Origin of the sequence: Chitiniphilus purpureus, assembly GCF_025642115.1 — a bacterium.
In the GTDB taxonomy this organism is placed as follows: Bacteria; Pseudomonadota; Gammaproteobacteria; order Burkholderiales; family Chitinibacteraceae; genus Chitiniphilus; species Chitiniphilus purpureus.
Genome location: NZ_CP106753.1, coordinates 332,053 through 350,300 on the forward strand (window position 1 = coordinate 332,053; position 18,248 = coordinate 350,300).

The following is an 18,248-nucleotide window of genomic DNA, read 5'->3' on the forward strand; positions in this document are numbered from 1 at the left end:
GGGGCACGCCCCCCTGCCGGCCGCTCCCTTCCTTACTCGGACACCTTGAACAGCGAGGCGCCCGGGTTGTCCGGGTCCAGCTCGGCCAGCTTCCCGGCCAGCCACTCTTTCCACAGGATATAGCCGGTGAGCAGCAGTGTGGCGACCGGCTTTTGGGCGACAAAGGCATAGAACAGCAGCGGATGGCTGGCGAGCATGGCCTCGCCGCTGACCTCCTGGGTGAAGCCGAGCACGGTGCGGAACAAGGCGTAGCTGGTCGGCAACGCGTACAGGGCGGTGATCAGCAGCATGAAGCCGTTGCGGTAATGCTGCGGCCGCTGGCACCACAGATACGCGAGGAACGGGATCAACAGGGTGGCGTGATAGTCGTGGCCGCGCCCGTACACCAGGAAGAACCACAGCGTGACAAAGCCGACGGCAAGCTCCAGCGGCTTATGACGCAAGGCGATCGCCCCGACCAGTGTCACCACGATGCCGAACAGATAGCGCAGCACCAGGCTGGCCTGCGGGCTGACCAGCTCGCCCAGGAACGAGGCCATCGACTGCTCCTGGTTCCAGCGCGGCACATTGTATTTGAGGTAGTCGCTGCCGATGGCGAAGAACGGGTCGAGCAGCGTGCTGCGTGCCAGATACACGCCCTGCTCGATCGAATAACTGAAGAAGAACCACGGCACGTAGCCGAACAGCAGCGCCAGGCCGATCAGCGCCACGGTCTTCCACATCCGCCGCACCAGCAGCACCAGCCCGGCCGGCCCTAGCAGCGGCTTGCCGAAGGCGCTGATGATGAAGCCCAGCGCCGGGTTCTTCGGCTGCAGGAACACCAGCATCAGCGCCAGCACCGCCACGCTGTGGTACTGGCCCTGGTAGTAGAGCACGTACATCGGAAAGAAGAAGCCCAGCAGCGCGAACATCGCGTGATCGCGCAGCTGCCCGCCGCGGAAGGTGGCGACATCGGCGGCGGCACGGCGTGCGAAGTGCCACAGGATGAACAGGTGCAGTCCCAGGTGCAACAGGTTGAGCAGCCAATAGCCGGCATAGGGCGGCAGGTAGGACAGCGGCACGCCCGGGAACAGGCACAGGTTGGGATGGGTGACCCAGTTGGTCGCCCACGGCCCGTACTGCGCGTAGTCCTGCGAGCTGGTGAACACATTGGTGCCGAAACGCACCGCCAGCCCGCAGCGCGGCAGGGTGAAATAGTCGTAGCCGCGCACGAAGCTGTCGCTATTGGGGCTGAGCCGGTTGAACAGCCAGAAGATCTGGCCGACAAACAGCAGCAGCGCACCGGCCACACCGGTCCACAGCGGGGCGAACGCCCACGTCGCGACGGGCGATGCGGGCTTGAGCGGCCAGGTTTCTACAGGGTTGCCGTTACTTAACCCCCCCCACCATGGGATCAGGTTTCCGAACATGTCCACACTCCTTGGATGACGATTCTTCTTGTAATGGCAGCGCCGGCGACTGCCGCGCCGGTCGCCAACCTTGGGCGAAGTACAACGGACGCCCCTTGGTTTCATCAAAGATGCGCCCGAGGTACTCGCCGAGCACACCAATGAAGAAGAGTTGCACCCCGCCAAGGAACAGCATGGTCACCATGATGGTGGGGTAGCCTTGTACGTTCTCGCCCCAGAGCAGGGTCTTGGCGACGATCCACAGGCCATAGAGGAAGGCCAGCGCTGCCGTGGTCACGCCAAGGTAGGTGGCGATCTTCAGAGGGCCGATGGTGAACGAGGTGATGCCCTCAAGCGCGAAGTTCCACAGCTTCCAGTAGTTGAACTTGGTATCGCCCGCGGCGCGCGGATCGCGCCGGTATTCGAGCGCGGTGGACGGAAAGCCGATCCAGGCGAACAGCCCTTTCATGAAGCGGTGCTGCTCGCGCAGCTTGAGCAGCGCATCGACCGAGCGCCGGCTCATCAGCCGGAAGTCGCCGGTATCGCGCGGGATGCGCACCTTGCCGGACAGGTGGTCCATCAGCCGGTAGAACACCGCGGCGGTGGCCTTCTTGGCAGCACTCTCGCCATCGCGGTGGGTGCGGCGTGCATACACGGTGTCATAACCCTCGGCCGCCTTGGCCAACAGCGCCGGGATCAGCTCGGGCGGATCCTGCAGATCGGCGTCGATCAGCACCACCCAGTCGCCGTGCGCATGGTCGAGCCCGGCGGTCATCGCGATCTCCTTGCCGAAATTGCGCGACAGATCGACCGAGGCGGTACGCGGATCGGCGTTGCATAGCGCATCGATGATCGCCTGGGTGCGGTCGCGGCTGCCGTCGTTCACGTAGACCACCTCGCAACGGTAGTCCGGCAGGCTGTCGAACACCGCCCCCAGCCGCGCGTGGAACTGCCCGAGCACGGCCTCTTCGTTGTAGGCCGGCACCACCACCGACAACAGCGGCTTCGTTTCACCCATGACCCTGCTCCCGGAACACCCAGTTGCGACTACCGACGAAATGAACGACGAAACAGGTTGCGGTCGCCACGCCCTGCGCCGCGAGGTAATGCCAGCGCCCGCCGTCCACCAGCAGCCCCATCAGGCCCGCGTTCAATCCCCACAGGCCCAGCACCAGCAGGTAGTAGCGCGGCGCGGTCACCCGGTGTGCCGCATGGCTTTGGAAGGTGTAGCGCCGGTTGAGCGCATAGTTGACCAGCGCACCTGCGATCGCGCCCGCGGTGGTGGCGACGACAACGCCCACCTGCAGCCGCACCAGCAGCCACAGCACGGCGAAATGCATGGCGGTGCCGGCGGCACCCACCAATGTGAAGCGCGCCAGCCGGCTCATCAGCCCAGCCGCTCCGCCAGTTCCCGGCCGAGCTTGCGCCCCTCGCGCACCGCATAGTTGGTGCCGCGGTCCTCCGGGTAGATCTGCGCCATCGAACACAGGTGGAACCCCGGCAGCGGGCCTGCCACCGGCGGGATCAGACTGCTGTAGCGCTTCTCCACCACCGGTTGCGACCAGCGCGCCTTCCACACGTGGTGACGCTGGATCCAGCCGCGCTCCAGCTTGGGGAACATCTGCTGCAGGTACGGCAGCGCGAAGTCCAGCACCGCGTCGGCATCCATCCGGTACAGCGCATCGGTGTGCGGCAGGTATTTGGACAGGTAGACGATATGCCGGCCGCCGTAGGTTTCCGGCTTTTCGAAGTTGGTATGCTCGATCACCCCGACGAAGGGGAAGCTCGGGTCGTTGACGTTGAGCCAGTAGGTGTCCGACAGCGAACGGTCCAGCTCCAGCACCAGGCAGACATTGGCAAGGTAATGGATGCGTTCGAGCCGGGCCACGTAGTCGGCCGGGGCCCAGTCCCTGACCATGCCCGCCACCAGCGGCAACGCGGTGGTGGCGATCACCTGGTCGGCGGTGACGGTGCCGTTCGCGGTGTCGACCCGCCACAGCGCGCCGTCCGGGCGGATGGCAGTGACCGCCGCACCGGTCTCGATGCGCCCGCCCAGCTCGCGCACGCGCGCGGCCAGCGCCTCGGCCAACGCGACGAAACCACCCTTGAAGTAGGCCAGCCGCTCCTCGCCCCCCTTGCCGCGCGAGCCGCCGCGCAGCTTCAGCTTGTTCCAGAACCACACCGCCGAGATCTCATCGGCCACCGGACCGAACTTGCCCTTGAGCAGCGGCTCCCACACCACGCGGTAGACACGCTCGCCGCCCAGCTCCTTGAGCCATTCGGCGGCGGTCTTGTGCTCCAACGCCATCCAGTCGTCCACCCGGCGCGCACGCAGCGCCAAGAGGCCCAGCCGGATGCGGTCGGTGAACGCCAGCGGCGTGAAGTTCAACAGATCCCAGGGGGTGGAGAGCTTGAAGAAGTGGTTGGCGTAGTAGACGCCGGTGTTGGTCGGGTTGATCGCCACTTTGTGGTTCAGGCCCAGCTCGTCGATCAGCCTCATCACCTCGACGTCGTTGGTGAACCAGTGGTGGTAGAAACGATCGAGCTTCTCGCCGCCGACCTCGAACGCGGCGGCAAGGCCGCCGATCTCCTGCTCGGCTTCAAGCACGGTGACGGCGATCCCCTGCTTGGCAAGCTCGTAGGCGACCGACAGGCCGGTGAATCCCCCGCCGACGATGGCGACGCGGGTGGTGTGGGCAAGGCTCATGGCATGGACTCTTTGGGAATGCGGGTACGGGTGGCGGCAAGATAGGCGCCGCCGGCCAGTGTCGGCGGCAGCCACAGCAGCGCATGCACCAGGAGGGCGTAGGCGGTTGCGGCGGCCTGGCCGTTGCCGAGCGCGGTCATTGCGCGCACGGTGAAGTAATCGAAGGTGCCCACATAGCCGGGCGTGCTCGGGATCAGCGTGGCAAGCGTGCCCACCGGCAGCGCCAGCCAGCCTGCCAGCGGCACGGCCAGCGCCGGCACCGCGAGCGCGGCGCACCAGAACACCGCCCCCTCGCACAGCCAGGCCAGGAGCGACCAGCCGGCCAACCGCACCATGGTGCCGCCGCCGGCCAGGTGGGTGAGGGTGGCCAGGCCACGCTCGATCTCGGCGTTGAGCTTGTCGCCCAGCCGGGGCGCCAACCGCGCCGCCAGCCGGCCGCCGGCCCGCGCCAGCGGGGCGAAGCCCTGCGGGAACAGCAGCACGGCCAGGATCGCCAGGCCCAGGGCCAGCAGCACGGCGCTGCCGACGCCCGCCAGTGCACCGGCATCGAGCCCGAAGGCGGCGAGCGCCGCGCCGAACAGCACCAGCACCATCAACAGGTCCAGCAGCCGCTCGACGAACAAGGTGGCCAGCACGGTACCGGACCGCACGCCCAGCCGGTCGTTGAAGGCGAAGGCGCGCAGCACGTCGCCGGCTCGCAGCGGCAGCACGTTGTTCAGCGCAAAGCTGGCCAGCAGCGGCCCGGCGCAGTCGCGCCATGCCAGCTGCGGGTTGTCGCGGGCCAGCATGGCACGCCAGCGTGCGATGCGGCAGGCGTAGCCGCCGCAGAAGGCGATGAGCGCCAGCGCCACCCAGCCGGGGTCGGTGCCGGCAAAGGCGCGGGCCAGTTCGGCCGGGTCGATCTGCCGCACGAACAGCCAGACAAAACCGGCCGCCAGCACCAGCCCGAGCACCGGGCGCGCATGGCGCTTCACTTGCGATCCACCACCGGGCTGCGCGACAGCGCGGGTGCATGCTCGCCGTAGCCCAGGTATTCCTGCACCACATACAGCGGCCGATGCTTGACCTCGTTGTAGATCCGGCCGATGTACTCGCCGAGGATGCCCACACAGATCAGCTGCACCCCGCCAAGGAACAGCACCGCGATCATCAGCGCGGTCCAGCCCTCGACCCACTCGTTGGTGAAGATGCGCATCGCCAGCGCATAGAGAATGCCCAGCAGCGCCAGCGACGCCGCCGACAGCCCAAGGCCGATCGACATCTGCAGCGGCTTGGTCGAGAACGACAGGATGCCGTCGGTGGCGAACCGCAGCATCTTGCGCAGTGGATACTTGGACTCGCCGGCGAAGCGCTCGGCGCGCTTGTACGGCAATGCGGTCTGCTTGAATCCCACCCAGCTCACCATGCCGCGCACGAAGCGGTCGCGCTCGGGCATTGCCCGCAGCGTATCGACCACATGCCGGCTCATCAGCCGGAAGTCGCCGGTATCGAGCGGGATGGGCACGTCGGAGAGCCGGTTCAGCAAGCGGTAGAAACCGCGTGCGGTGGCAAGCTTGAATGCCGATTCGCCGGGACGCTCGGTGCGGGTGCCGTAGACCACGTCGTAGCCTTCGCGCCATTTGGCGACCATCTGATGCACCACTTCGGGCGGGTCCTGCAGGTCGGCGTCGATCAGCACCACCGCGTCGCCGCGAGCGGCGTCGATGCCGGCGGTGACGGCGATCTGGTGGCCGAAGTTGCGGGCAAAGCCGATCACTCGGATGCGTGGGTCTTCCTGGGCGAAGCTGCGCAGCAGCGCCCGGGTGCGGTCGCGGCTGCCGTCGTCGATGAAGATGAGCTCGACCTCAAGGTCGCGCAGCTCGGCGCAGAAGGCCGTCAGGCGCTTCATGGTCTCGCCGATGACTTCTTCCTCGTTGTAGCAGGGCACCACAATGGAAAGCAGTGGGCTCACGGCTTGTTCACCTCGCGATGGATCCACAGGCCGGCCAGCGGATTGTCACTGAATGGCTTCCAGTAGTAGTAGCCGCCGATGGCCGCGTTGATGGTGTTGAACGCCTGCGGATTGGCCTGGTTGTCCGCGGGCATCCAGACGATGTAGTCGACCTTGTGCCGCGCCAGCCAGTTGGGCATGTCCGGCAGCTCGCCCTTGTAGAACGCCTTGATCAGGTTCGACTCGTTCCAGACCGACTGCGGCGCGCCGTGCCACAGGCTCACATGGTTGGGCCAGCCCAGCATCGACACCTGCTGCGAGAACATCGCCACCAGCGTCTGGTTGGTGTAGGCGTCGCCCAGCCAGTTTTCCAGCACGATGCCGCGCGGCGCGCTGCGCAGATACTTCACCAGATCGCGGTTGACCGGCTCACGGACGAACCAGGCCGCGCCGTCGAGCTTGCCGGCGTCGGACTTGGGCGTGTACCACCAGTAGCGTGCCACGTCGAAGGCGTAGGAGCAGATCAGTAGCAGCGATGCCGCCGCGGCCATCCTGACCCAACGGCGCGCACTGGCAAGCGCGATCGCACCGCACGCCAGCACGCCGCCGCTGTACAGCCAGCCCCACCACTTCATCGTGGTATTGGTCCGGTCGTATTTGCCGCCCGAGGGATCGTCGACATACACCAGCTCGGACAGCACCAGCATGGCGCCGAACGCCAGCACGAAGCAGACCGCCAGCGGCCGGGTGCGCCGCTCGACCAGCGCCAGCGCCATCAGCACCAGCAACGGCCAGAAGAAGATCACAAAGCGCAGCGGCGGGGTATGCGCCAGCATCGGCACCAGCTTGATCGGGGTCTGGATGGCCTGCGCGGCCAGCCCGGACAGGTACGGGTAGACCAACAGCGCGCCCAGGAGGCCGCCGCCGATCACCGCCCGCCAATCCGGCGGATCACCACGCCATTGCCGCCATGCCGCCCAGCTCAGCAGCAACATCACCGAGAACGGGAAGATCCAGGTATTGGTGATCAGCATCACCGGCACTGTCAGCGCGAACAGCCCCTGCGCCAGCCGCCGCCGCACCACCTCGCCCTCCGCCGCCGGGGTTTCCAGCCAGGCCAAGAGGCCCAGCGCCAGGAACAGCAGGAAGAACCCGCCCACCGGCGGATGGTAGTCGCCCAGGAAGAACTGGTAGCCGAAGTTCTCCATCGGCAGATCGTGCGGCTCGAAATCCGGGGTCGGCTTGTTCTCAGGCCGCATCAGCGGGAACAACGCCCGGCCGAAGTCGGTATTGACCTTGGTATCGAAATTGCCGATGAAGCGCGCGCTGCCCCACATGTATTCGGTGGCCGCCCACTCGTTGGGGTGGTTGGCCGGCTGGCCGACGGCGAAGTGGATCAACGGGGTGATGCCCGTGCCGCCCAGCGCGATCGCCGCCGCCAGCAGCCAGCGTCCATAGCGTTGCGTGATGAAGCGGCTGGCGAAATACCACACCAGCGTCAGCGACAGGCCCATCATCAGCCCGAAGGCGACGTTGTAGGCAAAGCCCGGCTGCCAGCCGAACAGCCGACCCAGCAGCGCCGCACCGTAGTGCATGAACGCGTAGTAGAAATCGAAGCGGAACGGCGGGTACCAGATATCGAGCGGCGGCAGCCGTTCTCCCGGGTAGTAGTTGAGCATGAAGTAAAGATCGGCCGCGCGCTCACCCATGTTGGGATAGATATTGGGGAACACGAACTTCCAGGCGAAGGCGGCTGCGAAGCAGATGATGAACACCCGCTCGGCGTGGCGGAACGCCACCGTGCGCGTCTCGGCCCGAAAGAGATACAGCACGAACAGCATGCCGGCGGTGCTGATGGGCCACAGCCACGACAACCGCCCCAGACCGACGAAATGCTCGGTGGCGCAGAACAGCAAGGCCACCAGCAGCACGCTGCAGGCGCGCGCCAGCGGATACGGCAGCCAGCGGCCGGCGATCAGCGAAGCCCCGGCCAGGTGCAGCCACAAGAGCAGCAGGCTGCCCAACAGGAATATCGATTGCATTTAAGTGATTCTCCCCCTGAGGCGCGGCTCAGCGCCGCTCCCATACGCCGAAGCTCGCACCGTCCGCATCCGCGATCGGGCGCCACAGATAGCTGAGCGCCAGCTGCTGCTGCAGCTGCGCAAAGGCCGCCGGATCGCGCCGCTGGTCGTAGCGGCTCCACACCACGTAGCGCACGTTGCGCGTGTTCAGCCATTCGGCCGCGTTCGGCAGCGCGCCGCGGTAGAGCTGGCGCACCGTCTCGGCATCGCGCGGCACATAGGCCGGCTCGCCGCGCCATTGCCCCACGTGCGCCGGCCAGCCGTTCACCGCCGGTTGCCCCGCATGCAACGCAAACGCCGAAGTCTGCATATAGGCCCCGCCTTCCAGCCCTTCCAGCACCAGCCCACGCGGTGCCGCACGCAGGTATTCCAGGATGCGGCGGTGTACCGGGTCGGACATCAGCCAGCCGTCGCCGGCCAGCTTGCCGGCATGCGGCTTGGGCTGCAGCGCCAGGTACTGCACCTGCGGCAGCGCATACGCCAGCACCGCCACCAGCGGCACGGCGGCCAGCCAGCGCCAGATGCGGCGTCCGGCGCCGATCAGCACCGCCGACAGCAGCGCCAGCGCCCCCGGGAACAGCCAGGACCACCACTTGAGCGTGGTATTGAAGCGGTTGTAACGGTCGCCGGACGGGTCGTCCACGTATACCGTCTCGGTCAAGAGCAGGCACAGCGCCACGCCGAGCGCGGCCCACGCCCCCCAGCGCGCCTCCGGGCTGTCTTCACCGAAACGGCGTATCCAGCACAGCGCCACCAGCCACAGCACCGGCCACCACACCGCCACCCATTGCACCAACGGGGTGTGGTCCACCCCTTGCACCACCCGCAGCGGCACGGCCAGTGAATTGAGCGAGAAATGCGTCAGGAACGGATACAGCAGCGCCAGCCCGGCCACGGCGCCGCCCAGCAGCGCACCATACAACACCCGCTTGCCCTGGCTCAGGCGCCACCCCACCCAGGCCACGACCAGCAGCCCCTGCAGCGGCAGAATCCAGCTGTTGAGCGCGATCGACGCCGGCACGCTCATGCCCAGCAGCGCATGCAGCCAGCCGCAGACCTGCGTCTCGCTGTCGGCTGCGTCACGGTTGCACGGCATGCCGCCGGTTTCGATCCGGGCAATCAGGGCCAGCGCCAGGAACAGCAGCAGGAAACCGGCCAGCGGTGGGTGCAGATCGCCCAGGTAGATGAAGTAGCCGATGTTCTCCAGCGGCAGGTCGCGCGGTCCCCATGGCTGCTGCAGCAGGTCGGCCGGGCCGCTGCCGAACAGCCGGCGCCCCCACTCGGCCGTGATGTTCTGGTCGTACACCCCGGTAAAACGGGTATTGCTCCACAGCCGGGTGATCGCCGTCGCCGCATCGAAAGGGCCCTGGAACAACAGGGGCAGCAACGGCGCCACGCCATTGCCACCCGCCACCGTGGCAGCAGTGATCAGCGCACGCCAGCGGCGGCTTGCCACCCAGCGCGCCACCGTCGACCACACCAGGCTGCCCAAAAGGCCGATCAGCACGGCAAAGCCCAGGTTCATGCTCCAGCCGGCCGACAACTGGAGCAGGCGCCCCATCAGTGCGGTGGCGTAATGCAGCAGCGCGTAATACGCATCGAAGCGAAAGCCCGGCAACCACTGGTCCGGCGGCGGCAGCGTCGCCCCGTCCATATAGTTGCGCACGAAATACAGATCGGTCAGGTGCTCGGCGGTGACATCGATGTCCGGGAACAGGAAGCGCCACAGGAGCGCCCAGGCGAACGGCAGGATGAAAGGCAGCTCGCCGCGCCAGAACCCCGGATCGGCCACCTTGTGGCGCAGGATCAGCAGCGCGGCCGCCAGCGTGAACGGCCACAGGCCGCGCAACGGGCCAAGGCCGAAGAAGTGTTCGACGAAGAACGCGCCCAGCACCAACAGGAACAGGACGACGGCCCGCGCCAGATGGCGGTCCGACCAGCGCGCGCCGCCCAGCTGGCCGAGGGCGGCCAGATGCACGAGCAGCAGCAGCACCGTCAATGCGGTGAAGATCAGGCTCATTGGTACTCCTCCGAAGCGGGTCCTATGGTACCCGCCTTTATCGGCGCCCCGCTTTGCGGCACGCACTTGGCGAAACAGCCCGTGCAGCACGCCGCCCGTAACCATCCGGACAAGCACTGCCGTCAGCGCGACTGTTCTTTGTTGTAATGCAGAAGCTTACTACAACAATTGCCAATCGCGTATCGCCAAGCCGGTCATGCGGCTGCCATAAGACGCTGCCCGGCGCCTTGCCCCGGCCCGGTTTTGCCCAAGCTGCGCTGCCGCGGCGGCGAACGCCAGTGAAGCAAGGACAGTGCAATGCAGCGGGTGGCCTGCGGCGAAGCAGGTACCAGGCCCAAGGTCCCCGTTGAACAGGCCATGCACGACCCACCGGACGCTGAACCGCTGCGCTGCGAGGCGGCAGTTTGCCCGGACACCGCCCGGCCGTAGAATCCGGGGCTCCGCCACAGGATGACCGTGCCATGCAATGCCGTCCCGACTGCGGGGCATGCTGCATCGCCCCGTCCATCGCCCGACCGTTTCTGGGCATGCCGCAAGGCAAGCCGGCGGGAACCCCCTGCGTGCATCTGGATGCGGCAATGCGCTGCAGCATCTTCGGACAGCCGGCGCGGCCGCGGTGCTGCAGCGGCCTGCAACCTTCGCCGGAAATGTGTGGCACCGACCGCGCGCATGCCCTCACGTGGCTTGCACAACTGGAAGAGGCAACCCGGCCGGCTGGTTGAGCCATGCAGTGGCCTGGGGACGAGCCGCTTGTTGCAGGGGGTGGCATGGCCATCGCCGCCGGTGCACGGCCACGTCGCCGAACACCGGTACCAGTGGGAAGCCGACCCTTCCGGTGAGTGCATGCCGTGGTCCCGTCCCCCCTGTGACTGCCTGCGTGCCGCCCGCCATCCCATCAGCGACAGACCTCGCTTTCACGAGCCACCATGGCGCCGGTGCTGGCGTATGACAAACGTCTACCCTTCGTCCGACCAGCACCGCCCTTGCGCCAGCAGCTGCCCGCCGCCGCTTGCCGCACCGGGCGAAACGGGTGATAACGGCGCATCGGCGCAGCCCGCGGCAGCGGCAGGCACGGTTCCACCGCCTGCAATGCGGCTGTGCTGCAATGGGACGGCGATCCCGCACCGCGCGCGGGCACAACCGGGCATCCAGCGATGCCCAGGAAAGGGCGAGATGAAGAAGATCTGTATCGTGGGCGCTTCAGGCAAGCTTGGCCGTTACATGGTGCAGCACGCGCTGAATCGCGGTTACGAGGTGGTCGGGGTCTGCCGCGGGAAGAGCGTCGGCAAGCTCGATGCGTTTCGCGAGCGCATCACCATCGTGCCGGGCGCCACCAATGACCGGGAGGTCATCCGCCGGGCCGTGGCCGGTTGCGACGGCGTGCTGACCGTATTGGTGCCATGGGGTATGCAGCAGTACTCGTCCGGCACGGCCCAGGCCGTGCTCGACTTCGCGCAGCCCGGCGCACGGCTGGTGTTCTCGTGCGGCTGGCATATCAGCCGCGACGGCAAGGACGTGTACTCGCGCGGGTTCAAGATGCTGCTCTGGCTGGCCGGCCTCATCACCCGCTCGTTGCGCATGGCGCAGATCGAAGATCAGGACGAGGCATGCCGACGCATCTTTGCCAGCGACCGCCGTTGGACCGTGGTACGCGGCAGCGACCTTGAGGAAGGGGAAAGCCAGGGCCTGCCGGTATGGAGCCAGCATGTGGGCGATCCGGTCCTGGCCAGCAACCTCACCCGCCGCATCGACTTCGCGCTCTTCATGGTGGCGGCGCTGGAGGACAACACCCTGGTCCACGAGGCGCCCGCCATCGTCGGCTGCCACGCGCCGTCGGCATTGGCGTTCGACAGCGCCGGCTAGGCAGCGCCCGGCTCAGGGATCACGCGTCACCTGGCGGGCCGGCGGCGCCAGCGAGATCACCAGGGCGGCAGCCAGGATGGCGATGCCTCCCAGCCATTGCCAACCCGTCAGCGGCTCGGCCAGCAGCCACGCCGCCAGCAATACGCTGACCACCGGCTCCAGCGTGGAGAGCGTGGACGCCTCGGCAGGGCTCAGATGGTCGAGCCCGGCCAGCAGGGCGAAGATGGCGACCACGGTGGACACCAGCGCGATCGCCAGCGTGGCCAGCCAGCCGCCCGGCGTGCCAGGCCATTGCGGCTGGGCGAACGCGGTGGATCCCCAAAGCGCCAGCGCCGCGGCGATCACCACCACGCTGGCGGCCGGCAGCGCCCCGGCCCGCGGCACCAGGCGGCTGCCGGCGAGGATGTAGCACGAATAGATCAGCGCCGCCGCCAGGCCGAACATCACCCCCAGCGCCCGTCCCTGCGCCGCCGCGCCGATGGTCAGCAGCAGACCCAGGCAGGCCAGCGCCAGCGCACCCCACACCCGCCGGCGCAGCCGTTCGCCCAGGAACAGCGCCGACAGCAGCGTGACCACCACCGGATACAGGTACAGCAGCAGCGCCGCCAGCGCGGCATTGGCATGATGCAGCGCCGAGAAGTAGCTGAACGCCTGCCCGGCGTAGCCCACGGCCCCCATCGCGGCGAGGCCCCCCAGCACCGCGCCGCGCGGCCAGGGTGCCCGGCGCCAGCGCATGATCGCCAGCATCACCAGCGCGGCCACACTGAAACGGATCAGCAGCAGCCCCTGGGTATCCACGCCGGCGCGATAGGCCCAGGTACCGAAGATCGGCATCAGGCCGAAGGCGACGGCGGAAATCAGGACCAGGACCACTCCGGTGGTGCGGCGGGCAAGCGGCATGATGGCAGACGCAGGCGCACAGGCATGAAGGACGGGTCCGATGTTACGGCAAACCCGGCCTCGCTGCCGGCATCCGCCGACGATACGGCGACGAAGCGTCGCGCTGCGCCAGCGCAAGCCGTCACCGTGCCGCAGTGTGGTGCACGGCGGGCGGCACCCGCGTTCAGCGCTCGCGGAAGAACAGCCGCTCGGCGAACTCCCCGCGCTTGCCGATGTTGAAGGCCGACACCGGGCGGTGGTAGCCCATCACCCGGGTCCAGATCTCGCACGGGGTGCGTTCTTCGTCCTTCAACGGCGCCGCTGGTGCGGCGGCCAGCCTGGTGGGTTCGGACAGATCGGTCATGCTTGGCTCCTTGTGGCAAGTGGCGGATAAAACCGGATCGGGTTCAGTCGGTGCAGCAGGCGGCGCGGCGCGCCAGCAATTCGGCATCGCACTTGGGGCAGAACGGATGGTGGCCCGACAGGTATCCATGTCTGGGACAGATCGAGAAGGTCGGCGTCACCGTCACGTACGGCAGCCGGAAATTGCCGAGCGCGCGGCGCACCAGCTGCTTGCACGCCTCGCTGGATGAGATGGCCTCGTTCATATACAGGTGCAGCACGGTGCCGCCGGTGTACTGGCATTGCAGCGCCTCCTGCCGCGTCAGCGCGTCGAACGGATCGTCGGTGAAACCGGCCGGCAGCTGCGTGGAATTGGTGTAGTAGGGCTGCCCGGCGGTGCCGGCCTGCAGGATGTCGGGATAGCGCTTGCGATCCTCGCGCGCGAAGCGGTAGGTGGTGCCTTCGGCCGGTGTGGCCTCCAGGTTGTACAGATGCCCCGTCTCCTCCTGGAAGCGAGTGATCCGATCCCGGATATGGGCGACCAGCCGCAGCGCGAACGCGTGCCCCCAGCTGGTGGTGATGTCCTCGCGATCGCCGGTGAAGTTGCGGATCATCTCGTTCACGCCGTTCACCCCCAGCGTGGAGAAATGGTTGCGCAGCGTGCCAAGGTAGCGCTTGGTATATGGGTAGAGGCCCGCATCCATCAGCCGCTGGATCACCTTGCGCTTCAGCTCCAGCGACTGCCGCCCCAGTTCGAGCAGATGGTCCACCCGCGCGAACAGGCCCGGTTCGTCGCCCTGGAATTCATGGCCGATGCGCGCGCAGTTGAGCGTCACCACCCCCAGGCTGCCGGTCTGCTCGGCGCTGCCAAAGAGGCCGTTGCCGCGCTTGAGCAGCTCGCGCAGATCGAGCTGCAGCCTGCAGCACATCGAGCGCACCATGTTTGGCTCCAGCTCCGAGTTCACGAAGTTCTGGAAGTAGGGCAGCCCGTACTTGGCCGTCATCTCGAACAGGCGCGTGGTATTGGGGTGGTCCCAGTCGAAATCCCGGGTGATGTTGTAGGTGGGGATCGGGAAGGTGAACACGCGGCCCTTGGCATCGCCTTCCATCATCACTTCGATGTAGGCGCGATTGATCAGGTCCATTTCGGCCTGCAGCTCGCCATAGGTGAACGGGCATTCCTCGCCGCCCACATAGGGCACTTCGCCACGCAGGTCCTCGGGGCAGGTCCAGTCGAAGGTGAGGTTGGTGAACGGCGTCTGCGTGCCCCAGCGGCTCGGCACGTTGAGGTTGTAGATCAGTTCCTGGATGTATTGCTTCACCTGCGCATAGCCAAGCCGGTCGGTCCGCACCAGCGGTGCCATGTAGGTATCGAAACTGGAGAAGGCCTGGGCGCCTGCCCATTCGTTCTGCAACGTGCCAAGGAAATTGACGATCTGGCCGATCGCGGCCGAGAAATGCCGCGGTGGGCGGGCCTCCACCTTGCCGGGCACACCGTTGAACCCTTCGTGCAGCAGCCGGCGCAGCGACCAGCCGGCACAGTAGCCGCACAGCATGTCCAGATCATGGATATGGATCGCCCCACTGCGGTGCGCTTCGCCGATGGCGGACGGGTAGACATGGTTGAGCCAGTAGTTGGCGGTGACCTTGCCACTGGTGTTCAGGATCAGCCCACCCAGGCTGAAACCCTGGTTGGCGTTGGCATTCACGCGCCAGTCGGTGCGCTCCAGATATTCGTTGATGCTGTCGGCCACATCGACCACCGTGCGCGTGTCTTCGCGCAGCCGCCGATGCGCCTCCCGGTAGGCGATGTAGGCACGTGCCGTGGCCAGCAGACCTGCAGCCAGCAACGTGTTCTCGACCGCGTCCTGGATGAGCTCGATGCCAGGCGTGGCGCCGGCAGGCAGTCGCGCGACGGCAGTGAGTGCAAGTTCGGCGGCCTTCGCCTCGTCGAATTCGCCGGTGACGGCGCCGGCCTTGGCAAGGGCGTCGGCGATCTTGGTGGCGTCGAACGGCACGATGCGGCCATCACGCTTCTCGACGTACTGCGGGTGCCCGGACATGCTGCAATCCTCAATATCTGCGATCGGATGACAAGCTTAGACACAATATGTTGTGTTTTTCCTCGGCCAAGCCGACATTTCGCCATGTGTTGACCGACATCAAACCTGTGGCGCGGATGCCGGCAGCACACTGCGACAGACGGTCAATATCGTGCATTGGATGGCACCATACGCAGGCCAGACGTTAAGCTGCCATGACAGGCTGAAAGACCATTCCACAGGGGGACCCCGGATGCGCTTCCTAGACAATCTGCAGATCGGCACCAAACTGCTGCTGCTGCTGCTGACCCCGGTGGCCGGCATGCTGCTGCTGGCCGGCACCGCATATTGGGCGAGCGAACGGCTCAATCAGCAGGCGGAACGGATGTATCTGACCAGCGCCAAGCCGCTGTACGAGCTTTCCACCCTGAACAGCCTGTTGCCGCGGATGCGCATCGACGTGATGCAGGCGCTGCTCGACAACGGGCAGGGTGAAAAGACCCCGGCGCAGCGGGCCGACGAGATCGAGCAGGAAAAGGTGCAGGAGATGGCGCGCATGATCGCGGCACTGAAGAGCGTAGCCTCGGACCCTGGGTTTGCCACCCACATCACCGAAGTCGAGACCGAGTTCAACCGGCTGCGTGCCGACAGCATCGCCCCGTTGCTGCGTGCCCTGCGCGCAGGCGACCTTGACGGTGCCCGCGCCGTCTACCCCACCTATATCAAGCAATACCGGGATCTGCGCGACAAGCTCGGCGCGCTGATGCCGGCCCAGCTCAAGCTGGCCGAGGCGGCCCACCAGGATGCCGACGACACCCGGGCCACCGGCCAGCGCATCGTGGCCGTGGTGCTGCTGCTGTGTCTGATCCTGAGCGGGCTGGCCTGGTGGGTGATCAGCCGCGGCGTATCCCGTGCGGTGCAAGGGCTGCGCTTCACCATGGTCAACGCCGCCAAGTCGCTGTCGCTGCTCGAACGCAGCCCGCTGGCGCAGCGCGACGAGCTGGGCGAGGTGGCCCAGGCATACAACCAGCTGATGGACGAAATGCGCAAGGCGTTCGCCCGCGCACGCACCTTCGCCGGCGATGTGATCCGCGGCGCGACCGAAACTGCGCGCACCGCGCACCATGTGGCCGACGGCTCGCGCCAGCAGACCGATGCGGCGCAGGCCATGGCCGCCTCGGTGGAGCAGGTGGCGGTCAGCATCAAGCATGTGGCCACCACGGCCAGCGATTCGGCACAGCGTGCACGCGAGCTGGGCGGGCTTGCCGCCTCGGGTGAAACGGTGATCGGGGAGAACCGCAGCAACATCGATTCGCTGGCCGGCACCATCCGCCGCACCGCCACGTTGACCGAGGGCATGGCGCAGCGCTCGACCGACATCGGCCGCATCGTCGACGCCATCCACGAGATCGCCGAGCAGACCAATCTGCTCGCGCTGAACGCCGCCATCGAGGCGGCACGTGCCGGTGAACAGGGCCGCGGCTTCGCCGTGGTGGCCGATGAGGTACGCAAGCTGGCCGAACGCTCAAGCAAGGCCACCACCGAAATCGGCCAGATGCTGGGCGCGATCCAGAACGACGTGGAGGCGGTGGTGAAGGACGCCAACGTCAACGCCACGCTGATGGAGCGCGGGCTGGGGCTCTCCGAACAGGCGGCAGCGGCATTGCGCGAGATCCATCACGAGGCGACGCGTTCGGTGCAGAACGTCGAAGCGATCGCCCAGGCCACCCACGAGCAGAGCCAGGCCACCGAGGCACTGGCGCAGAACGTGGAGCGCATCGCCAACATGGCCGAGGAGAACAGCCAGGCCATCGCCGCCAGTGCCGACGCCGCCGACCGGCTGGCCGCCTCGGCGCAGTCGCTGGAGCAGGAGATGGGCCGCTTCCGGCTTTGACCCGCGCCCACCGGGCGTGACGCTTGACCCTCGCCACGCCCGGCTGCTAACGTCCCGTCTCATGACGCGCCGCACCAACACCCTGTTCAACATCGCCGCCTGGTGGCTGACAAGCCCCCTGCGGTAGCGCGTTTTCGCCACCGCGGGTCTGCCGCGGTGCGCTGTGTTGTCTCCTCGCCGCGACCTTCCCGCCCACCGAGGAGCCGCCATGCCCCCATCCCCTTCCGCTTCCACGTTCCGTCTGGGCGTCGTGCTCGCCCTGTGCGCGGCGACCGGGTTCGCCTCCAAGGCCATCTTCGTCAAGCTTGCATACCGCTACCAGGTGGATGCGGTCACGCTGCTGACGCTGCGGCTGGCGCTGGCCATGCCGTTCCTGCTGCTGGTGCGGTTATGGCGCGGCGGCAGCGCAGCGCCCATCAGCGGCCGCGACCGTGGCTGGCTGCTGCTGGGCCTGTTGGGCTACTACCTCTCCAGCCTGCTCGACTTCCTGGGGCTGATGAGCGTCAGCGCCAGCCTGGAGCGGCTGCTGCTGATGCTGTACCCCACCTTCACCGTGCTGCTCTCAGCCTGGCTGCTCAAGCAGCGGGTCACCGGCCGCATCGTCACGGCGCTCTCCATCACCTATGCGGGCATGCTGCTGGTGCTGATACCGGATCTGGCACAGGCACGGGCGCATTGGAGCGGTGTGATCCTGGTGCTGCTGTCCACCCTGTCCTATGCGCTGTACCTCACGCTGAGTCCGGCGGTGATCGCCCGGGTCGGCGCGATGCGCTTCACCGAAACGGCGCTGGCGGTGTCCGCGCTGGCGATGGCGGTGCATTTCCTGGCGACGCGGCCGCTTGGTGCGCTGGTGCAGCCGTTGCCGGTGTGGGGCTACGCATTGGCGATCGCGATCCTGGCCACGGTCCTGCCCATCTATGCGCTCGCCGGCGCCATCGTACGCATCGGCAGCAGCCGCACCGCCATCATCGGCAGCATCGGCCCGGTGCTGACCATCGTGCTGAGCATGGGCGTCCTGGATGAGCGGCTGGGCTGGCTGCAGTGGCTGGGGGCGGCGGTGGTCATCGGCGGTGTCTGGATCGTCGGCAGCAACAAGAAGTAG

The 18,248-nt window shown here is 67.1% G+C and carries 14 protein-coding genes; 3 read left to right on the forward strand and 11 right to left on the reverse strand.

Going from position 1 to position 18,248, the window contains the following annotated elements; genetic code table 11:
* Positions 1-32: 32 nt before the first annotated feature.
* Genes N8I74_RS01425 through N8I74_RS01460 form a run of 8 tightly spaced genes read right to left on the reverse strand, consistent with a single transcriptional unit; the run spans position 33 to position 10,126 of the window.
* Complete coding sequence (locus N8I74_RS01425) at positions 33-1,409, reverse strand: hypothetical protein (protein WP_263125137.1); 1,377 nt, start codon at positions 1,407-1,409, stop codon at positions 33-35.
* Positions 1,369-2,406 (reverse strand): glycosyltransferase family 2 protein, encoded by a 1,038-nt coding sequence (locus tag N8I74_RS01430; RefSeq protein WP_263125138.1) that lies wholly within the window; start codon positions 2,404-2,406, stop codon positions 1,369-1,371. The genes N8I74_RS01425 and N8I74_RS01430 overlap by 41 nt, the downstream gene beginning before the upstream one ends.
* Complete coding sequence (locus N8I74_RS01435; RefSeq protein WP_263125139.1) at positions 2,399-2,776, reverse strand: GtrA family protein; 378 nt, start codon at positions 2,774-2,776, stop codon at positions 2,399-2,401. The genes N8I74_RS01430 and N8I74_RS01435 overlap by 8 nt, the downstream gene beginning before the upstream one ends.
* Positions 2,776-4,095: an NAD(P)/FAD-dependent oxidoreductase gene (locus N8I74_RS01440; RefSeq protein WP_263125140.1), complete on the reverse strand. Its 1,320-nt coding sequence runs from the start codon at positions 4,093-4,095 to the stop codon at positions 2,776-2,778. Before N8I74_RS01440 ends, N8I74_RS01435 begins: the two co-directional genes overlap by 1 nt.
* Positions 4,092-5,069, reverse strand: coding sequence for a lysylphosphatidylglycerol synthase transmembrane domain-containing protein (locus N8I74_RS01445; RefSeq protein WP_263125141.1), 978 nt, complete (start codon positions 5,067-5,069; stop codon positions 4,092-4,094). Before N8I74_RS01445 ends, N8I74_RS01440 begins: the two co-directional genes overlap by 4 nt.
* A complete protein-coding gene (locus N8I74_RS01450; RefSeq protein ID WP_263125142.1) occupies positions 5,066-6,046 on the reverse strand; it encodes a glycosyltransferase family 2 protein in 981 nt (326 codons plus the stop codon). Before N8I74_RS01450 ends, N8I74_RS01445 begins: the two co-directional genes overlap by 4 nt.
* Entirely contained in the window at positions 6,043-8,067 is a 2,025-nt protein-coding gene (locus N8I74_RS01455; protein ID WP_263125143.1) for a DUF2298 domain-containing protein, read from the reverse strand. Before N8I74_RS01455 ends, N8I74_RS01450 begins: the two co-directional genes overlap by 4 nt.
* Positions 8,068-8,095: 28 nt before the next feature.
* Positions 8,096-10,126 (reverse strand): DUF2298 domain-containing protein, encoded by a 2,031-nt coding sequence (locus tag N8I74_RS01460; protein WP_263125144.1) that lies wholly within the window; start codon positions 10,124-10,126, stop codon positions 8,096-8,098.
* Between the two features lie 1,173 nt (positions 10,127-11,299).
* On the opposite strand from N8I74_RS01460, the gene N8I74_RS01465 reads away from it, so the two are divergent.
* A complete protein-coding gene (locus tag N8I74_RS01465) occupies positions 11,300-11,989 on the forward strand; it encodes an NAD(P)-dependent oxidoreductase (protein ID WP_263125145.1) in 690 nt (229 codons plus the stop codon).
* Between the two features lie 12 nt (positions 11,990-12,001).
* Here N8I74_RS01465 and N8I74_RS01470 read toward each other — a convergent pair whose 3' ends face one another.
* The 3 genes from N8I74_RS01470 to N8I74_RS01480 all read right to left on the reverse strand — a co-directional run bounded on the left by N8I74_RS01470 (position 12,002) and on the right by N8I74_RS01480 (position 15,273).
* A complete protein-coding gene (locus N8I74_RS01470; RefSeq protein WP_263125146.1) occupies positions 12,002-12,889 on the reverse strand; it encodes a DMT family transporter in 888 nt (295 codons plus the stop codon).
* 163 nt (positions 12,890-13,052) lie between these two features.
* Positions 13,053-13,232 carry an anaerobic ribonucleoside-triphosphate reductase gene (gene nrdD / locus N8I74_RS01475; RefSeq protein WP_263125147.1) on the reverse strand — a complete coding sequence of 60 codons (180 nt, stop codon included), beginning with the start codon at positions 13,230-13,232 and terminating at the stop codon, positions 13,053-13,055.
* A gap of 43 nt (positions 13,233-13,275) precedes the next feature.
* The gene (locus N8I74_RS01480; protein ID WP_263125148.1) at positions 13,276-15,273 is read right to left on the reverse strand and encodes a ribonucleoside triphosphate reductase; all 1,998 of its coding nucleotides are present in this window, start codon (positions 15,271-15,273) and stop codon (positions 13,276-13,278) included.
* Positions 15,274-15,505: 232 nt separating this feature from the next.
* On the opposite strand from N8I74_RS01480, the gene N8I74_RS01485 reads away from it, so the two are divergent.
* A complete protein-coding gene (locus N8I74_RS01485) occupies positions 15,506-17,146 on the forward strand; it encodes a methyl-accepting chemotaxis protein (RefSeq protein ID WP_263125149.1) in 1,641 nt (546 codons plus the stop codon).
* A gap of 208 nt (positions 17,147-17,354) precedes the next feature.
* Complete coding sequence (locus N8I74_RS01490) at positions 17,355-18,248, forward strand: DMT family transporter (RefSeq protein ID WP_263125150.1); 894 nt, start codon at positions 17,355-17,357, stop codon at positions 18,246-18,248.

Bases quoted from the DNA above. Each gene is read 5' to 3' on its own strand.
- N8I74_RS01425 (WP_263125137.1), bottom strand. From the start codon at position 1,409: ATGTTCGGAAACCTGATCCCATGGTGGGGGGGGTTAAGTAACGGCAAC.
- N8I74_RS01430 (WP_263125138.1), bottom strand. From the start codon at position 2,406: ATGGGTGAAACGAAGCCGCTGTTGTCGGTGGTGGTGCCGGCCTACAAC.
- N8I74_RS01435 (WP_263125139.1), bottom strand. From the start codon at position 2,776: ATGAGCCGGCTGGCGCGCTTCACATTGGTGGGTGCCGCCGGCACCGCC.
- N8I74_RS01440 (WP_263125140.1), bottom strand. From the start codon at position 4,095: ATGAGCCTTGCCCACACCACCCGCGTCGCCATCGTCGGCGGGGGATTC.
- N8I74_RS01455 (WP_263125143.1), bottom strand. From the start codon at position 8,067: ATGCAATCGATATTCCTGTTGGGCAGCCTGCTGCTCTTGTGGCTGCAC.
- N8I74_RS01460 (WP_263125144.1), bottom strand. From the start codon at position 10,126: ATGAGCCTGATCTTCACCGCATTGACGGTGCTGCTGCTGCTCGTGCAT.
- N8I74_RS01465 (WP_263125145.1), top strand. From the start codon at position 11,300: ATGAAGAAGATCTGTATCGTGGGCGCTTCAGGCAAGCTTGGCCGTTAC.
- N8I74_RS01470 (WP_263125146.1), bottom strand. From the start codon at position 12,889: ATGCCGCTTGCCCGCCGCACCACCGGAGTGGTCCTGGTCCTGATTTCC.
- nrdD (WP_263125147.1), bottom strand. From the start codon at position 13,232: ATGACCGATCTGTCCGAACCCACCAGGCTGGCCGCCGCACCAGCGGCG.
- N8I74_RS01480 (WP_263125148.1), bottom strand. From the start codon at position 15,273: ATGTCCGGGCACCCGCAGTACGTCGAGAAGCGTGATGGCCGCATCGTG.
- N8I74_RS01485 (WP_263125149.1), top strand. From the start codon at position 15,506: ATGCGCTTCCTAGACAATCTGCAGATCGGCACCAAACTGCTGCTGCTG.
- N8I74_RS01490 (WP_263125150.1), top strand. From the start codon at position 17,355: ATGCCCCCATCCCCTTCCGCTTCCACGTTCCGTCTGGGCGTCGTGCTC.